Below are 20,891 nucleotides of genomic sequence, written 5' to 3'. Positions count from 1 at the left end.
CAATCCCTAAGCCCTATCAATGCCTTACGCTACGCTCGCCACCACAGATCCACTGCCCTCGTGAATAAGACAGGCTAAATCTTAACTTTGATCAAACGCCTATCAGAAAGAGGCGCCTTTCGTCCGATACCGTTCACTCACTACCGAGAATTAAAGAGCCCGGCGCGCTTGAAGCGGCCGAGCTGAGGGTGCAGCAGGTTGCCCTGGTATATCGAATGCCGCATATTGCGGTGCGGGATCGCGATGGCGTCGCGATCTTGCTGCCCTTATGGGCGTTTCCTCCCTAGACTTGGGCTGCTCTTCGGGGCGGCCCTTTTTCTGGATGCCTTGCTCTAGCAGCGCACCTGCCATGCGCCAAGTGGGATCGTCGTTTCTTTCGTAGGCGGAGAGCAGCCTTGATCACTGCATAGCCTGAGGCTCTGAGGGCTTCGGTCGCTACACGGAGGAACCTGACCTCGGAGAAGTTGGCCTGCAACGGATCGGACATCGCTGCGAGATAGGCCAGCGCTATGTCAGAGGTATCCTCACGTCTAGCGTTCCAAGTCCGACGGGTCGGCGATGAAGGCATCGACTGCGGCGACGAGATCCGCCTCTAGGACCGCCTTCGCCTTGAACAGTTCGCCTACGGTTGGATCAGCCATCGTAATTCTAGGCCCCGTCCTCACCCATGAGACCGGTATCCCAGGCCAGGGCAATCACTGCCGCAGATGAACTCGGCTCGCCGCCGTTCACACTGTAGCAGCCGGGCGGCTCCGCAAGCTTCTGGACGATCTGTCCCGAGATGCGCAACGCGCCGATCGCCTCTTCAAGGAGGTTTGGGTCAGTGTCGAAGGAGTAGGGGAGAAGCGCCCTCGTCATAGCGAGGATAAGGTAACATAGGTTTGTTGATGCTGGGTGAATGGCCGAAGCCGTTACCTCACTTCTTCCTCCCCAACTCCCGCGCCAGCGCCCGCAAGGCCTCGGCGTAAAGTTTCACCTTGGTCCTCGGCACTGTCATTCCGGTATCCCTCGTCTCGACGATCTTCGCGAGAGCGAGGAGTTCAGCGGCTGATGGCATGGCGTCGGCCGGGGAGGATGGTTTCTTCATTCGGGGAAGGTTGGGCGCGGCCCGTGGTGACCAAGGATGGTCTGAACGAGGTCTATCCTGTCAAGCCATAAGAACTTGGCATCAGGCACCGATCTCACTCTCGGGCTCGCCGAAGGCTCCGTCCATGGGTGGATCATGTCCGTTCAGGAATTGAGCGCGCAAACGGGCGTCGAACCACCGTTCAACCTGACCGTTGATAACCTCTACTTACACCGGGGAGGAAACGATGACTGAGAAGAAGGTGCCTCACGTTGATGCAATGCGCACAACGACGACGACGCACGAAGTGGACGCCTCAGATGTCAAAGCTGACAGCGTTCGGACGACGATTCATAGCTCGGACCTTGATGCCAGTTCCGTAAAGGATGGAATGAAGGTCGATCATCGGGGCAGGACAAAGGAAGCTCCGGAGATCGAGGGAAGTCACACCCAGGAGACGATCGATCCAGCTGAGCGCCTTGCCGAGGACCCAGAACACGAGAATGACGACGCTTAATCTGATTCAATCAACTGATAGAAGCCCCGCCCAGCGCGGGGCTTTTTTGCTTTCTGCCATAGCGTACAGAAGCGCTCGTTGAGCCCCACGCTGCTATGAAGCCGATCATTCACATCCCAGAGACCATTACAGACCTCCCGTGCGGGAGGCAGAGGCGGCGTAGGTCTGTGAACCCGCAAAAGGTTCAGGCGAAGGGGTCGAGGTTCTGGCGAACCTGTGAGCACACTCTAACGCGGAATCTAAGTGATTGGGATTATTGGTGCCGCTTGAGGGATTCGAACCCCCGACCCCCTCATTACGAATGAGGTGCTCTACCAGCTGAGCTAAAGCGGCGTCACGCGGATGATGATCCGTTTGCGTTGCGGGGGTCTTATCGGGCTGGCAGAGGCTTGGCAAGGTTGAAGCGAACTCGATGCGGCCGCGTCACGCCGCGGAACGCCGTGTGCCATGGGGCACGGTAGGCCGGCCGGTTCGCTTGACGGAGGGAATGCCCAAGCCGAAGGGTGCCGTGGCCGTTTCCCGCGAGGCCCTGATGACCCTGATCGACCGCCTGAGGTCCTATGCCGCCAAGGCATTCGGGATCGCCCCCGGCGACGGCCGAAACGATGCTCCGGAAGAAACGCTCGCTGCGATCGCGCTCCTCGTCCATGTCGCGCGGGCGGACGGCACCCTCGCGCCGACCGAAGCGGAGCGCCTCGCGCGGCTCGTCGAAGGTCCATACGCTCAGACGCGGGCCGAGGCGGAGGCTTTGATCGCACGAGCGACGGCTTTCGATGCCGAGACCCGGGACATGGCAGATCTCGTTGAGCTGCTGGGGCACGACGCTAGCCATGATGAGCGGCACCGTCTCCTCGCGATGGCGTGGAGCCTGGCGACGGCCGACGGCGCCGTTCACGAATTCGAGGACGCCTTGGTCTCACGGCTCGGGATCCTCCTCGGGCTGACCGAAGACGAGACCGCGCAGGCCCGCACGAGCACACCGATCCCGGCCTGATTCGTCCCACGATGGTCGTCGCCCTCACGCTCATTCTCGTGGCTCAACTCCTCGGCGAGGCCCTGGCGCACGGGCTCGGGTTGCCGGTGCCCGGACCCTTGATCGGGATGGCTCTGGTCCTGCTCTTCCTGATCCTGCGCGACCGCGCGCCGGGAGGTGCCGAGCGTGTCCTGCCGCGGCCCCTGGTCGACGGCTCGCTGGAAGCGACCGGCAAGGGACTCCTCGCTCATCTCTCACTCTTGTTCGTGCCGGCGGGCGCCGGCATCGTCGGCCGGCTCGATATTCTTGCAGCGCATGGGTTCGCCATCGCCGCCATCGTAGCGATCTCGACCATTCTGACCCTCTCAGCGACCGCGATCACCTTCGTGGCGGTGGCACGCGTTCTCGAACGCGGCAAAGATCCGCGATGAGCAGCGAGTTCGCAGTCTGGGTCTATCTGTCCCGCACCCCGCTGCTGTGGCTGACCGTGACGCTGCTGGCCTATCTCACCGCCGATCGCCTCGCCTTGGCGATGAACCGTCACCCGATCGCCAATCCCGTCCTGATCGCCATCATCATCACGGCAACAGTCCTATGGCTGACGAGCACGCCCTATGCGACCTATTTCGACGGCGCGAAATTCGTTCACTTCCTGCTCGGACCGGCCACCGTCGCCCTGGCGTTCCCGCTCTACGAGTACCGGGCGACGGTGATGCGGGCGCTGGTGCCGATGCTGGCCGCGCTGTTGGTGGGGTCGGTGGTGGCGGTGGCCTCTGCCCTCGGCCTCGGGCTGCTGCTCGACATCCCGCGGGACGTCGTCGTGGCGCTGAGTCCGAAATCCGTGACGACCGGCGTGGCGATGGGCATCGTCGAGACCCTTGGCGGGGACCCAACGCTGGCAGCGGTCCTCGTGATGCTGACGGGCATGACGGGCGCCATCGTCGTCACGCCGCTGATGAACCGTCTCGGCATAGAGGATCGCCGCGCCCGCGGGTTCGCCGCAGGCCTTGCCGCCCACGGAGTCGGAACGGCCCGCGCATTCCAGGTCAGTGCGGTGGCCGGAACCTTCGCGGGCATCGCCCTCGGCCTCAACGCTTTCCTCACCGCGATTCTGGTGCCGGCGGCGCTGAGTTTCTTGCGCTGAGTTTCTTGCGCTGAGGCTCTACTCGGCGGCGACGGGTTTCGGGACATCCCTGGGTACGAAGCGGCCGTCATTGGCAGCCTGCATGTCGAGGCGGCGGTCGTGGAACTCGTGCAGCGTCGAGCGGTGCCCGATCGACACGATGGTCGTGCCCGGCAGGCGCTCGCGCAGCATCCGGTAGATCGCCGCTTCGCTCGGCTCGTCGAGGGCTGCCGTCGATTCGTCGAGGAAGAGCCATTCGGGCTTTGCCAGCACCGCCCTGGCGATGGCGAGGCGCTGCTGCTCGCCGCCCGAGAGGCGCTGATCCCACACGTCGACCTCGTCGAGCCGGTCGGCGAGCTGCGGCAACTGCGTGGCGATGAGCGCCTCGCGGATCGCTTCGTCGGAGAACTGGTCGGTGGTGTTGGGATAGACCACCGCGCCGCGTAGCGTGCCGAGCGGAATGTAGGGCCGCTGCGGCAGCACCAGGGCCGATTGGCCAGGCGGCACGTCGATGCGGCCCTTGCCGAAAGGCCAGATCCCGGCGATCGCCCGGAACAGGGTCGACTTGCCGGAGCCCGAAGGACCAGTCACCAGCGTCGCCGCGCCCTTGGCGAGAGCCAGACGCTCGGCGGCGACGATCTCGCGGCCGTCGGGCAGAGCGAGAGCTAGGCCGGCGGCGGTGACGTCCGCCTTTGTCTCGTTGCCCTGGACGAGACCGTAGCCGGCACCATTCAGCGCCTCGGCCTTGGTCATCGCCCGCTTGAACGAGGTCAGGCGGTTGGTGTTGGCTCGGTAGGCCGCGATGGTGGTGTAGGACGAGATGAAGAAGGATAGTGAGGACTGGACATTGGCGAAGGCTCCGGCCGTCTGCTGGAATTGGCCGAGGGTGATCTTCTTCGTGAAGTAGGCGGGCGCCGCGAGGATGTAGGGGAAGACCACGCTGATCTGGCTATAGGTCAGCGTGAAGCTGCCGAGCTTGATCCGCCGGTAGATGATGTCGACGTAATTGCCGATGATTTCGCCGAACAGGCTGCGTAAGCGCACGGACTCCGCCCGCTCGCCGCGCAACAGGGCGATCTGCTCCGAGTAGATGCGCGAGCGCGCCAGGGAGAAGCGGAAATCCGCTTCGACCTTCTCCTGCCTGAAGTCGAGGCCGATCAGGGGACGCCCGATGAGGTGCGTCAGCCACGTGCCGACGACCGCGTAACCGATGACGAGCCAAACGAGGAAGCCGGGGACCACCGTATCGGTAAACGGTAGGGCGAAGTCCCGCGACAGGCTCCAAAGGATCACCATGAACGAAACCAGCGTCGCCGCCTGGGAGAGAAGGCGGATCGACAGCACCATGGTCTGCTGGATGAAGAGCCTGACATCGGCCTGAATGCGCTGATCCGGGTTGTCGGCGACCTCGTCGGTGAAGGGGATGCGGTAATGGACGCCGGCATCGAGCCAGCGCTCGTAGAGGCTGCGCGTCAGCCAGGTCCGCCAGCGGATCTCGAGGGATGCGTCGACAAAAGTGTCGAACATCCCGATGACGACCCAGATCGTCGCCAGCGGACCGAAGATGAAGATCAACTGGTACCAAAACGCCTCGGCATTGTACTCCTGCAAGGCATTGAAGAGATCGCGGTACCAGAAGTTCAGACGCAGCTGCAGTGCGACCTGGGCGAAGGTGATGAAGATGGAGAGGGCGACGAGCCGCTGCCCGACCTTGCCCTCGGTGTTGCCGAAGAACCGGAACGGTCCGATCTCGTCGGTCGGCTTGTCGCGGGTGGAGAAGAAGGGGTCGGCAATCAGCGTGATCGCGCGGATCGGTTCGAGATGGGAGATCCCGAACACGATCGCTGCGAAGACGACGGCACCGGTGGCTGCGAAGGGGGGCGGCAGCAGGGCCGCGATTGTCGCGGGAAGGACCCCGAGTCCCGCGAGCTGCTGCGCGCCTGCGAGCACAACGTAGCCGATCCCGTACATCGCCACGAAGATCTTGAGGAACGACGATAGCTGCCTGGAAGCGAACAGGATGCCAGCCATGGCAAGGCCACTCAGGGTCACGTAGAGCGGCGGGGAGAGCGCGCCTGGGGTGAGCAGCAGGACGAGCGCGAACACCGCCGTCAGGGCGCCCTGCAGGCCGAGGCCCGTCCTCAACACGGCCATGCGCGTCTCCTATCGGTGGCTCTTGTCGGTGGCTTTTGGGAGAGCGCCATCGCATGCCGCCATCCTCCGCCGCAGTGACCATGAGAGATGGCGAGATCGTGGCACCCGCCAGTGCCGAAGGACTGCGGTGTTGACGCAGGTGATCGATGGGTTCGGGCCTTGCTGAATTCAGCCACGGTACCGAGGGCGGGATCGCTACTGCCAATCCCAGTCGTTGATGCCGAGCTCGCGGCAGCGATAGCCGACCGGGCATTCCGGGTTGTCGCGCGTCTGCAGGAAGCGAAGCTCGGCGATCTCGCTGCTCTCGCAGAAGCTGCGGTCCTTCACGAAACGCTCGAGCGCCGGCCCGCCGGCATTCAGCAGGATCGCGCCGCTCTTTCTCACGAGGGCCATCGCGTCGGCACAAGCCATTCGCTGAATCGGCTGGACGGGCTGTGAGAATGCCGGCGCGACGACGGCAGCGCAGACGATCAGCGCGAGGACGATCCGGCTCAACACAGGGGACTTTTGCGATGCTTCTGTTATCGACAGATCCAAGCATGGCAGTTTCCGCCGCCTGCGGAAAGGGCTCGCCTGTGGAATGGCTCGGCAGAAAGGCCGATCATTCCGGTTCGGCATCGGAACCGTTCGTCGAATGGCCATCCCGTCGATCAATCACCTTTAATGCCGCCGGCTCGCCGCAATCGCCGGCTCTATGCCGCAAGGCTAGCTGGCCGGAGACGGCCGAACCTCGAACTTGTCGGCGCCGTTCTCTTCGACGCCGTATTTCCGACGGAAAGAGAAAGTCGCCATGGCCAGTGCTTCGATCCTCAACTTGGATGCGGTGCGTGCGGCGCCCGTATCGCGTGAGCCCTACAGCTTCTGCCTGGGCACCGACGTGCTTAAGCCTGAGGCCGTGGACGAGATCCGCCAGGATTTCCCGGCGATCGCCAAGCCCGGCTATCTCACCGTCGACGAAGTCGCCCTGAAGGGACGATTTCGCGATCTGATCGAGGAACTCGAGAGCGACGCGTTCTCGGCCATCCTGGGCGAAAAGTTCGGCGTGGACCTCGTCTCGTGCCCGCGCCTCACCACGATCATGAAGCGCTCGCAGCTCAAGTACGGCTCGATCCATACGGACGGGCCGTCCAAGGTTCTGACGTTGCTCGTTTATATGAACGACGCCTGGGACGCGCCTGCCGCGGGGCGGCTTCGCGTCCTCTACGATGGCAAGAATTACTCTCCCTTCGCCGTCGAGGTGCCGCCCACCATGGGCACCATGTTCGCCTTCTTGCGAGCCGACAATTCCTGGCACGGCCACGAGCCGTTCGAGGGCGAGCGCCGCGTCGTCCAGGTGGCCTGGGTGAAGGACGCTGCCGAGCTGGAGCGCAAGAAGAAGCGCAATCGCACTGCACAATTCCTCAAGGGAATTTTTGGCCGCTGAACTGCGAGGGCTGCTTTAATCGGCGTGGTTTCAATCGTCGCGCCACCTGCGATCCGCTTGAACTTGTCTGGAGTGTGGTCTCAAAGTCGCTTCACAGGGTTCCAGATCCTGGTTTATAAATTATGAACAGGGGGCTGGGGCAATGGCGCAGGGATTCGAAGGAGTGTTCGACCCTGCGCTCGTCGATGATGCAGGCGGTCGCTCTCTCCGCTGGCTCGTCATCCCGGTTCTGCTCGCGATCGGCTGGGGCATCTTCTTCGGATATACAGCCGTCTACCTTTCGGACGACAGCTTGCAGCGGCCTTATCGGCATGGCGATACGGTCGAGGCCGAGGCGCGCCTCGCCCAGAGCGCCCTCATGATGCTGCCGATCCCCGCACAGGCTCCGGCCGATCTCATTTCCCGCGCCGAGGCGGCCGCATCGATCTCCCCGGAACCCACGACCACCGACGCCGTGCCGGCGTCTCGCGCTGCCGCTCCGCCGCTTCCCGAAGCGGTTCCCCAGTCCACGACGGGCGGCGCGTCCGTGCCAGAGGTGAATCGCCCGGAATTCGTAGGCTTATGGGGCCCGACCCAGGCGGCCTGTCAGGCACCCTCGCGGCGAAAGGGCTACATTCCGGCCAAGATTACCCTCACCGGTGCCAAGGCGGGCCGGACGATCTGCAGCTTTCGCGACAGCCGCCGCGCGGGCAATACTTGGACCATGGCGGCCGATTGCAGCGATCGCGGCCGGCGCTGGCTGTCGCAGGTCCGGCTCACCGTCGACGGCGACCGCCTCACCTGGGCGAGCGCGAAGGGAGCCTCGGCCTATATTCGTTGCGCGCGACGTGACGGCTGATCATCTGCGACAGGGACGACGATTCCACACACGCGCTTCGTTTTCCCTCTGGCAGGAGCGCCCAATAAGGCTAAGCTATTCAGCAACCGGCGGCCTCATCTGCGGTTCGCGCGGACAACGAAGAATCGCTCTTGCCGCGCTATGACCCTTCATGCCGATCCGAGCCCACTTCGGAAACGGATCTCGGCAGGCCTGCTGGAGGATCGCGCGTGCAACATCCATCGCGAGGCCTTGGCTTTGAGCGGCGAGCACCCGATCAGAAGATTGGAGCGCCAGCCGGCGGCTCGATCGCAAGCGAATGGGTGTTTGAAGGCGACGTTGAACGCAGCCGGTGACGCTTGATGTGCCGAATTTCGGCAGAAGGCGGCCGCATGACCGGCAAGCTCATCGCGGTCGCCAACATGAAGGGCGGCGTCGGCAAGACGACGACCGTGGTCATGCTTGCCGAGGCCCTCGCAGCCGACGGAGCGCATGTGCTCGTGGCCGATCTCGACCCGCAGGCGAGCGTTTCGGTCTGCCTCGCCGGCGAGGAGATCCTCGGCGAGATGATCGCCAAGGGGCGCACGCTCGAGGCCTATCTTGCCCTCAAGCTCATACGCGGCGAGAAGCCGATCCTGGCGCCGCGCATCCGCGGCAATGTCAGCCTGACGACGCATCGGGGCGCGCCTCTCGCCTTGTCGTTGCTGCCGGCGGGACCGTATCTTCGCCTTGTCGAGCGCGAACTCATCTACGAGCTCACCGGCAAGAAATTCTCGATGCACGCGATCGAGGAGCAACTCCTGAGGATGTTCCACGACGACATCGTGCCGCTCGCTGCGACCTACGACTACATTCTGTTCGATTGTGCGCCCGGCATCTCGCCGATGACCGAGATCGCGGTACGCGCCGCCGACCTCGTCCTTGTCACCTCCATCCCGGATTATCTCTCGACTTATGGCCTCGACGCCTTCGTCCAGACGATCTGGCGGTCCAGCCCCAAGCGGCGGGGCCCCATCGCACCCAAGCGCCTGCCGCATGTGCTGGTGACGCGCTACCAGCAGCAGGTCCGCCAGCATCAGAGCACGATGCTGCGGCTCGAAGCGGAGGCGTCGGCTGCGGATGCCGGCTTCGTTCTCCTGCGCACGCGGATCCCGCAGGCGGCGGCCCTATCGGAGGCGCTGATGCCCCGGGAGGCGACGCCGACCTTTTCCGGCAAGTACGGCCCCCACGTCTCTGGCATCCTCATTCCCCTCGTCGAGGAAGTGAAGGGAGTTCTCCGTGGCGCTTGACGTGGACGGCCTCGCAATTCTCAATGCCATCGCCACCCGCCCCGAAGCGTTCCCCGATATCGGCGCCGAGATCGCGAAGGCGGGGAGGGCGCTCGTCATCAAGCAGCTCAAAGCGAGATCGATGTCGGTGACGGGCTTGCGCCTGATCCGCGGGAGCCTCGGACCTGAGAGCTTCTCGCTCGTCGTCGACGGCCTCAGCGACGCGGAGGCGAAGAACCTCGTCTCCCGCCTCGACAAGAATCACCCCGACCTCAAGACCGCTGCCGCGGACTGGCCGCGCCGGCACCTCGTGTCCCTGGCCGCCGGCACGAACCCCGTGGCCAGACCCGCCGCGCCGGGCGCCGAACCGAAACCGAACGCAACGAAGACGCTGCGCTCGACCCGCGCCCTCGGCAGCGCCGCCTTCGCGGCGAACTGGGACGGCAAGGACTACGATCCGAAGCCAAAGAAGGCGAAGAAGGGCGGGTAGGGGTGCGTCCTGTGCGCGCTGCGACTGGCGACGGTTTCGATAGGTGAAATCTGGCAGTTGGGACGATCGGCTTCCGACCGATCGCAGACGGCCTGAAGGTCCGCTTCTGGATACTTGATGAGGGGCAGGCGGACGACTGGGTTGGCTGATAGCCGCTGGTCAGGGTTGGGCTCGCGAGTGGCGATTGCGGCCCTCCTGAGGATCGTCGGCTTTCTCGGAATAGATCGGACGAAAGCCAGGACGGAGCAAAAGGAAATCCGTCGGGCGGTTACGACGCAAGCCATCCGGCTTTCGCGAGAAGGTCGATCGCATCGTCGATCCTGCGCGGCGCTTCCGCTTCGAGATTCGCTAGATCGTCGCCGATCAATGCGCGCATCTGGTGGGGAACGAAAACCAGATCGATGAACTTGCTGGCCACCATCGCGGCACGGTCGATCGCTTCAGGCATCGCGTCTTCGCCGGCGATCGCCATGGCGACGCAGCGCACCCCGCCATCCCGCCCTATGCGATCGGTCAGCCTAGCCAGTTCCGGCATTCGGTGTGCAGTCGTCACGACCACCCGCATCAGCGCGACCGCTTCGAAGCTCAGCGCGTGGGACAGCAACTTGATTCCGACCGCGTGCAGACGGTCATGAAGGGGCAGGTGCCAAGGCACATCGCTGGACGGCAGCAACGTCCGGTCCACCATTCGTTTGACGACTGCGGCGAACAGCTCTTCCTTGTTGGCGTAACGGGCGTAGAGGCTCGCCTTTCCTGCACCCGCCTGGGCCACGACCTGGTCGCAGCTTGTGGCGTCGAAGCCCAGGCGGAGAAACAAGCCCGTGGCCGCATCAAGGATCCGGCGGTCGACCTCGCCGGACTGCTCGGCGGAGGGTCGGCCGCCGCGTCCACGACGGACCTTGGGCTCAACAGAGGGCGGATCGGAAGGTGCTTGCATCATCGGTCCATATAGGCCAAAGCCTCATTCAACGGAACTGAACGGTTCTGTTCAGTTTATGGATCAGGATTGAGTGATGCCGGACATGCCCCTGAAAATCCTGCAAGAAATGATGAACCAGCGAGATCCGGCACGGCTTGTGATGCATTTCGGGCGTGCCACCCCAGCCAGCCACCCGATGGGCAACGACGGCGAGGTCCGGCGGTGATCGGCGTAACCGGGCGGACGGTCGCGCTGGTGGGGGCGACGGGTGATCTCGGCGGTCGCATTCTGGCGGCGCTGGCCCGGCGTCGGGTCCACGTCCGCACGCTGATCCGCAACGGCACGCCCCCCGCGACGCAGGACGTCCTGCGTGCCGGCGGCGCGACGCCCGTGCCGGTCGATTTCGCCGACGTGGCCGCGCTCGCACGGGCGCTTTCAGGCGCGGAATGCGTCGTTTCGGCCCTCAATGGACTGGAGCCGACCATGCTCGACCTGCAGGGACGCTTGCTCGACGCCGCGGTGATCGCGGAGGTACCGCGGTTCATCCCGTCCGACTTTTCCCTGGACTTCACCCTGACACGGCCAGGCGACAACCGGAACATGGACCTGCGCCGCGCCTTCATGGCGCGCGTTGATGCCGCTCCGATCCGGACCACTTCAATCCTCAACGGGGCCTTCGCCGATCTCCTGACCGGGGAGGCGCCGATCGTCCTGCGCAAGATCCGCCGTGTCCTCTACTGGGGCGACTTGGACCAGGTCTTCGACTTCACCAGCAAGGACGATGTCGCGGACTATACCGCCGACGCGGCGTTGGATCGTGTAGCACCCCGCTTCTTACGCATCGCGGGCGACGAGGTTAGTCCCCGGGACCTTTCCGCCCTGATGACGCGCCTCGATCACCGGGAATGGAAGCCGTTGCGGGCGGGTGGGATCGGTCGGTTGAGCGCCCTGATCCACATCGTACGAACGCTGTCGCCCAAGAGCGACGCCCCGTTCCCGGCTTCGCAGGGAATGCAATACCTCCGCGATATGTCGAGCGGGCGCGGCAAGCTCTCGCCGCTCGACAACGATCGCTACGGCAAGACCGATTGGACACGTGCCGAGGCCGTCCTGGCCTCCATCGTCTGAACCGCGGAATCCGGAATTCCCATGAGCGACGCAATCACTCCTTTCCCGATTCAGATTCCGCAATCCGAGCTGGACGCCTTGGCGTCCCGCCTCGCCCATACCCGCTGGCCGAATGCCGGCACGGTGAGGGATGGATCTCAGGGGCCTCGAACCGATGGCATCGGCGCGTTAGTCGAGCGCTGGCGGAACGCCTACGACTGGCGGCCGACGGAGGCGCTGCTCAACGGTTGGGGCAGCCATCGCACCGTCATAGACGGCCTCGGCATCCATTTCCTGCACGTCCGATCCCCGGAATCCGACGCGACGCCGCTTCTGCTGACGCATGGATGGCCGGGATCGGTGCTGGAGTTTCGGGACGTGATCGGCCCCTTGAGCGACCCGGTCGCGCATGGCGGCGCCGCCTCCGACGCGTTCCATCTCGTGATCCCGGCCCTCCCGGGGTTCGGCTTCTCCGAAAAGCCGAGCGAACCCGGCTGGGGTGTCGGACGTACGGCGTCCGCCTGGGCCGAACTGATGAGGCGGCTCGGCTACGCGAACCGCTGGATGGCGCAGGGTGGCGACTGGGGGGCCGGCGTCACGACCGTGCTGGCGCATATGCGCGCACCCGGCCTAGCCGGCATCCACCTCAACATGGTGCTGTTCCAACCGACCGAGGAGGAAGTTGCGGACGCGACGCCGGAGGAGCGGAGAATGCTGGACGGCGCGGAGCGCTACCAGCGCGACTATGCAGGCTACATGAAAGTGCAGAGCACCCGGCCGCAATCGGTCGCCTTCGCGCTCGCGGATTCGCCCGTGGGCCTGGCGGCCTGGATCTACGCCTTGTTCCAGGATGTGACCGACAGCGGTGGCCAACCTGAACGGGTGATCCCGCTCGACCACCTGATCGACGACGTGATGCTCTACTGGCTCCCCAACGCCGGACCGAGCTCCGCACGCTTCTATTGGGAAGCCGCGCAGGAGATGAGAAGGGGCATGCCGGCCGCCCCGGTACCGTTGCCCGCCGGCGTCAGCATGTTCCCCGGCGAGCAGGTACGCCTGTCCCGCCGCTGGGCGGAAAAACGTTTCGCGGATCTCCGCTTCTTCGCCGAGGCGGAGAAGGGAGGGCACTTCGTAGCGATGGAAAACCCGGCGACGTTCGTGGAGCATGTTCGGGCGAGTTTTCGCCTGATGCGCCGATGAGAGTCCGGCGCAGGTTCGGGCGATGACTTGTTCGCGCGCCGACGAGGGCGCACTCCTGAGCCATCACACAACTTCGTCGAGGCGACGGAAGGAAGACCGATGCCGATGCGCCCGCCAAGGCGGACGAGTCGCGAACGACTGCTTCTGGGAACATTGGGGTTACCTTGCACGGCAAGGTTTGGTCGCAGTTGGAAGGTCCGTATTCGGGCGAAAGGCCAGAGGCCGCTCGCCACACTTATCAGACGCATGTCACTCAGCCGCGCCTCGCTACGCTGAGGCTGCTGCTCGCTCCAATTCGGGTGAAAGACACCTCGAGACCGCCGCGGCGCCGGTATGCGTTCACGATGTCGCCCTGCTCCTCGAACGTATCGGGGGCGCCGAAGCGATCTCGCAACGCTCCCAAGAGGTGAGGACGGTCCGTGGAGAAGGCGCACGCCGTGCGCGCGTTGGGCCCGGACGCCACCCAGTATGATAGCAGTCCGTCTTCCCCGCGTGCGCCCCGGCGCCAGCCGACGACACGAACAGTGCCACCTTCGTAGCGCTCGAAGCCGGCGCGCCAGTCGCGGTCCTCGGGCGCGACCGGCCAGCCCAGACGACCGCCGCGGATCGCGGCCTCTTCCAGACTGGTCGCCTCGCACACGTCGAGTATCGCAGCAAACCCGGGTCCGTACTCCGCAATCAGCGAGTCGATCGCGGCAACCAATGCGGCGCCAGCGAGGACTGCCCGGAGAATGGACCGACGTCGCGAATGATGGGGCCTTCGAGTCATGTCGCGATTTCAAAGACGAGAAGCGTCATTGTCCCGCGCCAGCGCAGGTTGCCTTCAATGCAACGGGCGCGCCGTCTTGAGAGGGCAGGCGAGGAACGGCTTGCCGCTGGTCTGAAGTCCAACGAACACCCCCAAACGAAAAAGGGGCCGCTTTTCAGCGACCCCTCGTTTCGGCTTGATGGAAGGCCGGACCTTGAAGTCCATGCCGCCGTCCAAACCCGGCTTGCCGGGCTTGGACGTCCCGTGATGGTCTTGGGCGTATGGACTTCCTAGAAGTCCATGCCGCCATCCAAGCCCGGCTTGCCGGGCTTGGTCGTCCCGTGATGGTCTTGGGCGTATGGACTTCCTAGAAGTCCATGCCGCCCATGCCGCCGCCCATGCCGCCGCCGGGCATCCCGCCGCCGCCGCTCTCCTTCTTGGGAGCGTCGGCGATCATCGCCTCGGTGGTGACGAGGAGACCGGCCACGGAGGCGGCGTCCTGCAGGGCGGTGCGCACGACCTTGGCCGGATCGACGATACCGGCCTGGATCATGTCGACGTACTCTTCGGTCTGGGCGTTGAAGCCGTAGGTGATCGAGTCGGTGTTGTCGGTGATCTTGCCGACCACGATCGAACCCTCGACGCCGGAATTGGCGGCGATCTGGCGGATCGGAGCCTCAAGCGCCTTCAGCACGATCTTGATGCCGGCCTGGACGTCCGGGTTGTCGCTCTTGAGGACGCGGACGGCCTCGCGGGCACGGAGCAGGGCGGTACCGCCGCCGGGGACGATGCCCTCTTCCACCGCAGCGCGGGTGGCGTTGAGCGCGTCGTCGACGCGGTCCTTCTTCTCCTTGACCTCGACCTCGGTCGCGCCGCCGACGCGGATGACCGCGACGCCGCCAGCGAGCTTGGCGAGGCGCTCCTGGAGCTTCTCACGGTCGTAGTCCGAGGTGGTCTCCTCGATCTGCGCCTTGATCTGGCCGACGCGGGCCTCGATGTCGGACTTCTCGCCCGAACCGTCGATGATCGTGGTGGTCTCCTTCTCGATGCGGACCCGCTTGGCGCGGCCGAGCATCGGCAGGGTGACGTTCTCGAGCTTGATGCCGAGGTCCTCGGCGATCATCTGGCCGGAGGTGAGGATCGCGATGTCCTCGAGCATCGCCTTGCGGCGATCGCCGAAGCCCGGAGCCTTCACGGCCGCGACCTTGAGGCCGCCGCGCAGCTTGTTCACCACGAGGGTGGCGAGCGCCTCGCCCTCGATGTCCTCGGCGATGATGACGAGGGGCTTGCCGGTCTGCACCACGGCCTCGAGAACCGGGAGCATCGCCTGCAGCGAGGAGAGCTTCTTCTCGTGGATGAGGATGTAGGGGTCCTCGAGCTCGGCGACCATCTTCTCCGCGTTGGTGATGAAGTACGGGGAGAGGTAGCCGCGGTCGAACTGCATGCCCTCGACGACGTCGAGCTCGGTCTCGGCCGTCTTGGCCTCCTCGACGGTGATGACACCCTCGTTGCCGACCTTCTGCATCGCATGGGCGATCATCTCGCCGATTTCCTTGTCGCCGTTCGACGAGATCGTCCCGACCTGGGCGACCTCTTCGGACGAGGCGACCTTCTTGGCGCGGGCGATGATGTCCTTGACCGCCGCGGAGGTGGCCAGATCGATGCCGCGCTTGAGGTCCATCGGGTTCATGCCGGCGGCGACGTACTTGGCGCCTTCGCGGACGATCGCCTGAGCCAGGACGGTCGCGGTGGTGGTGCCGTCACCCGCGATGTCGTTGGTCTTCGAGGCCACTTCGCGCACCATCTGGGCGCCCATGTTCTCGAACTTGTCGGCGAGCTCGATCTCCTTGGCGACGGTGACGCCGTCCTTGGTGATGCGCGGAGCGCCGAAGCTCTTCTCGATGACGACGTTGCGGCCCTTGGGGCCGAGCGTCACCTTGACGGCGTCGGCCAGGATGTCGACGCCGCGCAGCATCTTCTCGCGGGCGTCGGAGCCGAAGCGTACTTCTTTCGATGCCATGTGTCAGATCCTCATGAGGTGATGCCCCGAGGTGCCTTGATCGGCGGCACCTGCGAAGGGCAGGGGAAGAACCGGGTGGAGCCGACCTTAGGCGACGACGCCCATGATGTCGGTTTCCTTCATGATCAGGAGGTCCTGACCGTCGATCTTGACCTCGGTGCCGGACCACTTGCCGAACAGGATCCGGTCGCCGACGCGGACGTCGAGCGCATTGACCTTGCCGGACTCGTCGCGGGCGCCGGGTCCGACGGCGACGATCTCGCCCTCTTGCGGCTTCTCCTTGGCGGTATCCGGGATGATGATACCGCCCTTGGTCTTCTCTTCGCCTTCGATGCGGCGGACGACGACACGGTCGTGCAGCGGACGGAACTTCATGAGCTGCCCTCTTGCTTCAAATTCGTGGATGGCGTTGATGCGGCCTCAAGGCGCTCAACCCGAGCCGTTAGCACTCTCGATCGGTGAGTGCCAGCGACGGGCCGGGAGTTAGGCGCATGGCCGCGCCGAGTCAAGACGAGGCCCCGGCCCTGAGCCGTCGCGGCCGCGAAATTTTTCCCCAGACCTTGAAGAGGATTCCCGCTCCGCCATGATGAGCCTCCAGGGGCCGCTCGGTGCGGTCGAGCAATCCGGACCGTCCGGGACGGCGTGCTTGCCGGCGAAGGCGGTCTGGATCGATCTTGAAGATCCGAGCGCCGAAGAGGCTCAGGCGGTCGAGACCGCCACCGGCATTCGCGTGCCATCATACAAAGCGCTCAGCGAGGTCGAGAATTCGAGCCGGCTGAGGCGGCTGAAGAACGGGCTCTCGCTCAGCAGCCCGATGATCACCTTCGACAAGGTGGATTCGCTTCTCAAGCCCCTCGGCTTCGTGCTGACGAAGGACCACCTCGTCACGATCCGGTTTCACGACCTGCGCGCCTTCGCGGAGGTCAAGAAGCGCATCGCCGAGCAGGACGGCGCCTGCGCCAACAGCACGGAGATCTTCCTGCTGCTGATCGAGGAGCTGGTCGACAGTCTCGCCGACGCCCTGGAGGAGATGGGCGCCGACCTCGACACCCTGTCGACCCGCATCTTCGACTTCGACGTGAAAAGCGGCGGCAAGGCATCGAGCGACCATCGCCCGCGGCGCCGCGACGTCGCCCTTCGCCGGATCCTGCGCAGCATCGGCCGCCGCGGTAAGGCACTCGGCAAGATCCGCTCCAGCTTGCTTGGGCTCGAACGCATCCTCCCCTTCGTCGGGGGCGAGTGCGAGGTCGTGCTCGGCGCCGAGCAGGGGCCGCGCTTCGAGACAATCCGGCGCGACATCGCCTCGCTCGACGAGTTCGAGATCCGGCTGTCGGAGAACGTCCAGTTCCTCCTCGACGCCACCCTCGGCCTCATCAACATCGAGCAGAACAACACCTTCCGGGTCCTCACCGTCGTCTCGGTGGTAGGCGTGCCGCCGACTTTGATCGCCTCGATGTACGGCATGAACTTCAAGCACATGCCCGAACTCGAATGGCTCTACGGCTACCCCTACGGCCTCACCCTGATCGCGATCAGCGCCCTGGTGCCGATCCTGTTCTTCTGGCGGCGGGGCTGGTTCTGACCCAGGGAGGCGGGCTTAGGGGATTCCTCAGACACCTCGGCTAGACCAAGGCTGTCTCCCCCGAGCCGGCGACCGACCCGCAAAGCCCGAGCCCATGGCCGTCATCGTCGCCTTCATCCTGAATGCCGGCCTCAACTTCGTGGTCGGCCTCATCGTGGCGAAGCTCCTCGGGCCTGCGCAGTTCGGGGTCTTCGCCCTGGCCTCCGCCGGGGCGGTGGTACTCAACACCCTGCTGTTCGAGTGGCTGCGCCTGTCGGCGACGCGGTTCTATTCCGGCAGGGTCCGCATCGAGGAGCCCTGGATCCGGCACGGGCTCGACCGGGCCTATTTCATCGTCGCGATCGGCCTGTTCGCCATGGCGATCCTCGTCGGCGGGCTCGATTTCTGGCTCGGCCGCGACCCGCAGAGCCGCGCCGCGATCATGGCGGGGACGGCCCTCGTCGCAATCGGCATCGGCCTGTTCGATTATCACGCCGCCCTGGCGCGGGCGCGCTTCGATGGCGGCCTCTACCTGAAGCTCGTCGCGGCCAAGAACCTCCTGGCCTTCGTCACCATGACGAGCGTCGCCTGGTTCTACCCTGAGCCGATCTACGTGCTGCTGGCCGGCGGAGTCAGCCAGCTCCTGGCGGTGGCGATCCTGCGCGCTCCGCTCCGTGATGCGTCGACAGCTGCGGAACACCCGCGCCTGTCCGAGGCGCAAAGGCTCTTCCTCGTCTACGGCCTGCCGCTCATCGCGGCGAACGGCATCTATCAGTTCCTGCCGTTCCTGAACCGCTGGTCGATCGCCGACCAAGCCGGCTTCGCGGAGGCCGGCTATTTCTCCCTCGCGGCCGATGTCGCCTCGCGCAGTTTCGGGACGCTCGGGACCGCCCTCGACCTTTTGCTGTTCCAGCTCGCCGTCCAGGCCGAGGAGCACCACGGCCGCGCCGCGGCGGAGGCGCAGATCGGACGCAACGCCGCCATCGTGGTGGCGCTGATGCTGCCCTGCGCCGCCGGCTTCTGGACCGTGCTCCCGGCGCTTCAGGAACTCGTCATCCCGGAAGCCTTTCGCGGACCGTTCGCGACCTACGCGGCGCTGCTGATTCCGGGCCTGTTCTGCTTGGCACTCACCAACTTCGCCCTCAACCCCGTCTTCCAGATCCGTCGGCGAACGATGCCGGTTATCGGTGCTGCGCTCGTCGGGCTCGCCGTCAACGCTCTCGGCCTCGTTCTGCTTCCGCCGCTCATGGGAGCCGAAGGCGTGGCGGCGGCGCAGAGCGCAGGCATGGCGGCCGCCATGCTGGTCCTCGGCAGCCGCGCCCTGGCGGGGCGTGAGCGTCTCGTGCTGCCCTGGCGTGACCTCGCCGCCGCCGCGTTAGCGACCCTGGTCATGGGGCTGTGCCTGACGCCACTCCGGCATGCCGCGCCCTGGCTCGCCCTCGGCATCGGCATACCGGCGGGCGGCGCCATCTATGCCGCCCTCGTCTGGTACTTCGACATCGCGGGTCTGCGCGAGATCGTCCTGGCACGGTGGCGGACCCGCCGCGTACTCCCGGCGGGGTGAGGCAAGCGCCTTGAAATCCGGATGCATTCCAGCCTGAACCTCCTTAAAACGAAGTTCGGGAGCGCGAACGCGCCCCGTCAGGGCAGGAAACGATGCGTTCATACCAACCTCGCGACGAGGGTGCGGCAGCCGAGATCGTGCGCGAGGCGGCGGCCCGGTCGGAACGCCTGCGCCTCGTCGGAGGCGGCACCAAGGCGGGGATCGGGCGTCCGGCGCAGGACGAGGCGACCCTCTCGGCCGCGGGCCTCACCGGCATCACCCTCTACGAGCCCGCCGAGATGGTGGTGGCGGCCCGCGCCGGCACGCCGCTCGCCGAGGTCCAGGCCCTGCTCGCCGAGCGTGGCCAGATGCTGCCCTTCGAGCCGATGGATTACCGGCGCCTGATGGGCTCGTCCGGAGAGCCGAGCTTCGGCGCGGTGGCGGCGATCAACAATAGCGGCCCGCGGCGGATCAATGCGGGAGCGGCCCGGGACAGCCTGATCGGCGTGCGCTTCGTCAACGGGCGAGGCGAGGCGATCAAGTCCGGCGGCCGGGTGATGAAGAACGTCACCGGCCTCGACCTCGTCAAGCTGATGGCCGGCTCCTGGGGCACTTTGGGCCTCCTCACCGAGGTGACGTTCAAGGTGCTCCCGGTTCAGGAGCGGACCGCGACGCTGGTCTTCTCAGGCCTCGACGATGCCCGCGCCATAGAGGCCCTGAGCGCCGCACTCGGCTCCCCGTTCGAACTCACCGGCGCCGCACATCTGCCAGCCGGAATCGGGGGCTCCGAGGCGCGCACGCTGATGCGGGTCGAGGGCTTCTCCGGTTCGGTCGAATACCGACTCGGCGAGTTGCGCCGCCTGCTCAAGCGATACGGCGCGCCCGAGGTCATCGAACACGAGGCCGGCCTCGCGCTCTGGGCCGATATACGCGATGCTGGGCTTCTGGCGGAACCGCGCGAGGCCGCGATCTGGCGGATCTCCACCGCGCCGGGCAGAGGGCCGGCCCTCGCAGCCGCCGTTGCGGCAGAGCGTGAGGCGCGGTGGTTCTACGATTGGGGCGGCGGGTTGATCTGGCTCTCCACGTCCGCAGAGGGCGACGCCGGGGCGGCTCTCGTGCGCGGCGCAGTCCGGACGCAAGGCGGGCACGCGACCCTGATCCGGGCACCCGACCCGGTCCGGGCCGTCTTGGACGTGTTCGAACCGCTCTCTGGGCCGCTGATGCGGATCACCACCGGGATCAAGGCGGCGCACGACCCGGCGGGTTTGTTCAACCCCGGGCGCATGTATGCGGGGGTGTGAACCGCTCCTATGGGGTTTGCTCGGCAAGGAAGGTCCGGGTCAGTCCGCGAACAGCCCCGTCGGAAGTCCGTCCATGCTGCGGGTGTTCTTCAGGCGCTGGTAGGCTTCGAGATCCTCGTCGGTCTTCGCCTCGGCCCAGCGATCGAGCGACTCGCGTTCGCCGACGAAATCGAACAGCGGCACGCCGTAGCCGCACGAGGTCTGGACCAGATCGACGCTCATCCTCAGGATCTGGCGCGTCCCCCTCGGATCGGTTCCGCCGAAGGCGTCCGACAGCAGGGAGCGATAGGGCGCGCTGCCGCGGGCGAGCATCTGCCCCCGCCCATAGAGCCTCAGGATTCTCGGCGCCCCTTCGAAGGCGCAGAACATCACCGCGACGCGCCCGTCGGCCAGGAGATGCGCCGCCGTCTCGTTGCTGCTGCCGGTGCGGTCGAGATAGGCGACGGCGTTCGGTCCGAGGACGCGGAACGCCTCGGTGCCGCGTGGCGACAGGTTCACCCGCGTGCCCGGCGCAGCCGATGCGGTGAAGAAGATCCGCTGGCGGGCAATGAAGGCCCGTTGGGCTTCTTCGATGCTGTCGAACTGTTTGGCCACGAACCCTCTCCCGCGCGTCGCCGACGGACGCGGATTTTGGTGTAAGAACGTTTCTCAGAAGAAACGA

23 protein-coding genes and 1 tRNA gene are annotated in these 20,891 nt (G+C 65.5%); 14 read left to right on the top strand and 10 right to left on the bottom strand.

Going from position 1 to position 20,891, the window contains the following annotated elements:
* Positions 1 to 916 precede the first annotated feature (916 nt).
* Positions 917 to 1,057, bottom strand: a complete 141-nt coding sequence (locus tag K2Y56_RS13315) for a hypothetical protein (RefSeq protein ID WP_292508032.1) — start codon at positions 1,055 to 1,057, stop codon at positions 917 to 919.
* A gap of 256 nt (positions 1,058 to 1,313) precedes the next feature.
* On the opposite strand from K2Y56_RS13315, the gene K2Y56_RS13310 reads away from it, so the two are divergent.
* Positions 1,314 to 1,583 carry a hypothetical protein gene (locus K2Y56_RS13310; RefSeq protein WP_292508029.1) on the top strand — a complete coding sequence of 90 codons (270 nt, stop codon included), beginning with the start codon at positions 1,314 to 1,316 and terminating at the stop codon, positions 1,581 to 1,583.
* Positions 1,584 to 1,840: 257 nt separating this feature from the next.
* On the opposite strand, the gene K2Y56_RS13305 is transcribed toward K2Y56_RS13310, so the two are convergent.
* A tRNA-Thr gene (locus tag K2Y56_RS13305) sits at positions 1,841 to 1,916 on the bottom strand.
* Between the two features lie 199 nt (positions 1,917 to 2,115).
* Here K2Y56_RS13305 and K2Y56_RS13300 point away from each other — a divergent pair.
* The 3 genes from K2Y56_RS13300 to K2Y56_RS13290 are packed head-to-tail and all read left to right on the top strand — an operon-like array spanning position 2,116 to position 3,700.
* Positions 2,116 to 2,577: a TerB family tellurite resistance protein gene (locus K2Y56_RS13300; RefSeq protein WP_292508052.1), complete on the top strand. Its 462-nt coding sequence runs from the start codon at positions 2,116 to 2,118 to the stop codon at positions 2,575 to 2,577.
* 11 nt (positions 2,578 to 2,588) lie between these two features.
* Entirely contained in the window at positions 2,589 to 2,987 is a 399-nt protein-coding gene (locus K2Y56_RS13295; protein ID WP_292508026.1) for a CidA/LrgA family protein, read from the top strand.
* Entirely contained in the window at positions 2,984 to 3,700 is a 717-nt protein-coding gene (locus K2Y56_RS13290) for an LrgB family protein (protein WP_292508023.1), read from the top strand. The genes K2Y56_RS13295 and K2Y56_RS13290 overlap by 4 nt, the downstream gene beginning before the upstream one ends.
* 18 nt (positions 3,701 to 3,718) lie before the next feature.
* Here the strand turns inward: K2Y56_RS13290 and K2Y56_RS13285 are convergent, their stop codons facing one another.
* Both K2Y56_RS13285 and K2Y56_RS13280 read right to left on the bottom strand, forming a co-directional pair.
* Positions 3,719 to 5,833 (bottom strand): ABC transporter ATP-binding protein/permease, encoded by a 2,115-nt coding sequence (locus K2Y56_RS13285; protein ID WP_292508020.1) that lies wholly within the window; start codon positions 5,831 to 5,833, stop codon positions 3,719 to 3,721.
* A gap of 195 nt (positions 5,834 to 6,028) precedes the next feature.
* Positions 6,029 to 6,487 carry a hypothetical protein gene (locus tag K2Y56_RS13280; protein WP_292508016.1) on the bottom strand — a complete coding sequence of 153 codons (459 nt, stop codon included), beginning with the start codon at positions 6,485 to 6,487 and terminating at the stop codon, positions 6,029 to 6,031.
* Between the two features lie 136 nt (positions 6,488 to 6,623).
* Between K2Y56_RS13280 and K2Y56_RS13275 the strand changes: the two genes are divergently transcribed.
* The 4 genes from K2Y56_RS13275 (at position 6,624) to K2Y56_RS13260 (ending at position 9,831) form a co-directional block, all read left to right on the top strand.
* On the top strand, positions 6,624 to 7,256 hold the full coding sequence (locus tag K2Y56_RS13275) for a 2OG-Fe(II) oxygenase (RefSeq protein WP_292508013.1): 633 nt from the start codon (positions 6,624 to 6,626) through the stop codon (positions 7,254 to 7,256).
* 163 nt (positions 7,257 to 7,419) lie between these two features.
* On the top strand, positions 7,420 to 8,094 hold the full coding sequence (locus tag K2Y56_RS13270) for a peptidase inhibitor family I36 protein (protein ID WP_292508010.1): 675 nt from the start codon (positions 7,420 to 7,422) through the stop codon (positions 8,092 to 8,094).
* Positions 8,095 to 8,465: 371 nt separating this feature from the next.
* Positions 8,466 to 9,362, top strand: a complete 897-nt coding sequence (locus tag K2Y56_RS13265; RefSeq protein ID WP_292508008.1) for an AAA family ATPase — start codon at positions 8,466 to 8,468, stop codon at positions 9,360 to 9,362.
* Entirely contained in the window at positions 9,352 to 9,831 is a 480-nt protein-coding gene (locus K2Y56_RS13260; protein WP_292508005.1) for a hypothetical protein, read from the top strand. Before K2Y56_RS13265 ends, K2Y56_RS13260 begins: the two co-directional genes overlap by 11 nt.
* Before the next feature lie 268 nt (positions 9,832 to 10,099).
* Here the strand turns inward: K2Y56_RS13260 and K2Y56_RS13255 are convergent, their stop codons facing one another.
* A complete protein-coding gene (locus K2Y56_RS13255; RefSeq protein ID WP_292508002.1) occupies positions 10,100 to 10,771 on the bottom strand; it encodes a TetR/AcrR family transcriptional regulator in 672 nt (223 codons plus the stop codon).
* A gap of 73 nt (positions 10,772 to 10,844) precedes the next feature.
* Here K2Y56_RS13255 and K2Y56_RS13250 point away from each other — a divergent pair, with 73 nt between their 5' ends.
* Genes K2Y56_RS13250 through K2Y56_RS13240 form a run of 3 tightly spaced genes read left to right on the top strand, consistent with a single transcriptional unit; the run spans position 10,845 to position 13,057 of the window.
* Positions 10,845 to 10,976, top strand: a complete 132-nt coding sequence (locus K2Y56_RS13250) for a hypothetical protein (protein WP_292508000.1) — start codon at positions 10,845 to 10,847, stop codon at positions 10,974 to 10,976.
* A complete protein-coding gene (locus K2Y56_RS13245; protein WP_292507997.1) occupies positions 10,973 to 11,878 on the top strand; it encodes an NmrA family NAD(P)-binding protein in 906 nt (301 codons plus the stop codon). The genes K2Y56_RS13250 and K2Y56_RS13245 overlap by 4 nt, the downstream gene beginning before the upstream one ends.
* Positions 11,879 to 11,899: 21 nt before the next feature.
* A complete protein-coding gene (locus K2Y56_RS13240) occupies positions 11,900 to 13,057 on the top strand; it encodes an epoxide hydrolase family protein (protein WP_292507994.1) in 1,158 nt (385 codons plus the stop codon).
* A 253-nt stretch (positions 13,058 to 13,310) separates the two neighbouring features.
* Here the strand turns inward: K2Y56_RS13240 and K2Y56_RS13235 are convergent, their stop codons facing one another.
* The 4 genes from K2Y56_RS13235 to groES form a co-directional block, all read right to left on the bottom strand.
* On the bottom strand, positions 13,311 to 13,760 hold the full coding sequence (locus K2Y56_RS13235; protein WP_292507991.1) for a hypothetical protein: 450 nt from the start codon (positions 13,758 to 13,760) through the stop codon (positions 13,311 to 13,313).
* 120 nt (positions 13,761 to 13,880) lie between these two features.
* Complete coding sequence (locus K2Y56_RS13230; protein WP_292507988.1) at positions 13,881 to 14,030, bottom strand: hypothetical protein; 150 nt, start codon at positions 14,028 to 14,030, stop codon at positions 13,881 to 13,883.
* 142 nt (positions 14,031 to 14,172) lie between these two features.
* Entirely contained in the window at positions 14,173 to 15,825 is a 1,653-nt protein-coding gene (gene groL, locus K2Y56_RS13225) for a chaperonin GroEL (RefSeq protein WP_292507985.1), read from the bottom strand.
* Positions 15,826 to 15,912: 87 nt separating this feature from the next.
* The gene (gene groES, locus K2Y56_RS13220; RefSeq protein WP_292507983.1) at positions 15,913 to 16,200 is read right to left on the bottom strand and encodes a co-chaperone GroES; all 288 of its coding nucleotides are present in this window, start codon (positions 16,198 to 16,200) and stop codon (positions 15,913 to 15,915) included.
* Positions 16,201 to 16,408: 208 nt separating this feature from the next.
* On the opposite strand from groES, the gene K2Y56_RS13215 reads away from it, so the two are divergent.
* The 3 genes from K2Y56_RS13215 (at position 16,409) to K2Y56_RS13205 (ending at position 20,230) form a co-directional block, all read left to right on the top strand.
* Positions 16,409 to 17,407, top strand: coding sequence for a magnesium transporter CorA family protein (locus K2Y56_RS13215; RefSeq protein WP_292507980.1), 999 nt, complete (start codon positions 16,409 to 16,411; stop codon positions 17,405 to 17,407).
* A gap of 94 nt (positions 17,408 to 17,501) precedes the next feature.
* A complete protein-coding gene (locus K2Y56_RS13210) occupies positions 17,502 to 18,950 on the top strand; it encodes a polysaccharide biosynthesis C-terminal domain-containing protein (RefSeq protein WP_292507976.1) in 1,449 nt (482 codons plus the stop codon).
* 92 nt (positions 18,951 to 19,042) lie between these two features.
* Positions 19,043 to 20,230 carry an FAD-binding protein gene (locus K2Y56_RS13205; RefSeq protein ID WP_292507972.1) on the top strand — a complete coding sequence of 396 codons (1,188 nt, stop codon included), beginning with the start codon at positions 19,043 to 19,045 and terminating at the stop codon, positions 20,228 to 20,230.
* A 39-nt stretch (positions 20,231 to 20,269) separates the two neighbouring features.
* On the opposite strand, the gene K2Y56_RS13200 is transcribed toward K2Y56_RS13205, so the two are convergent.
* A complete protein-coding gene (locus tag K2Y56_RS13200; protein WP_292507969.1) occupies positions 20,270 to 20,824 on the bottom strand; it encodes a pyridoxamine 5'-phosphate oxidase family protein in 555 nt (184 codons plus the stop codon).
* Positions 20,825 to 20,891: the final 67 nt, after the last annotated feature.

This window comes from Methylobacterium sp., assembly GCF_019745455.1.
Taxonomy (GTDB): domain Bacteria; phylum Pseudomonadota; class Alphaproteobacteria; order Rhizobiales; family Beijerinckiaceae; genus Methylobacterium.
This window is presented reverse-complemented; position numbering and strand designations above follow the sequence as displayed.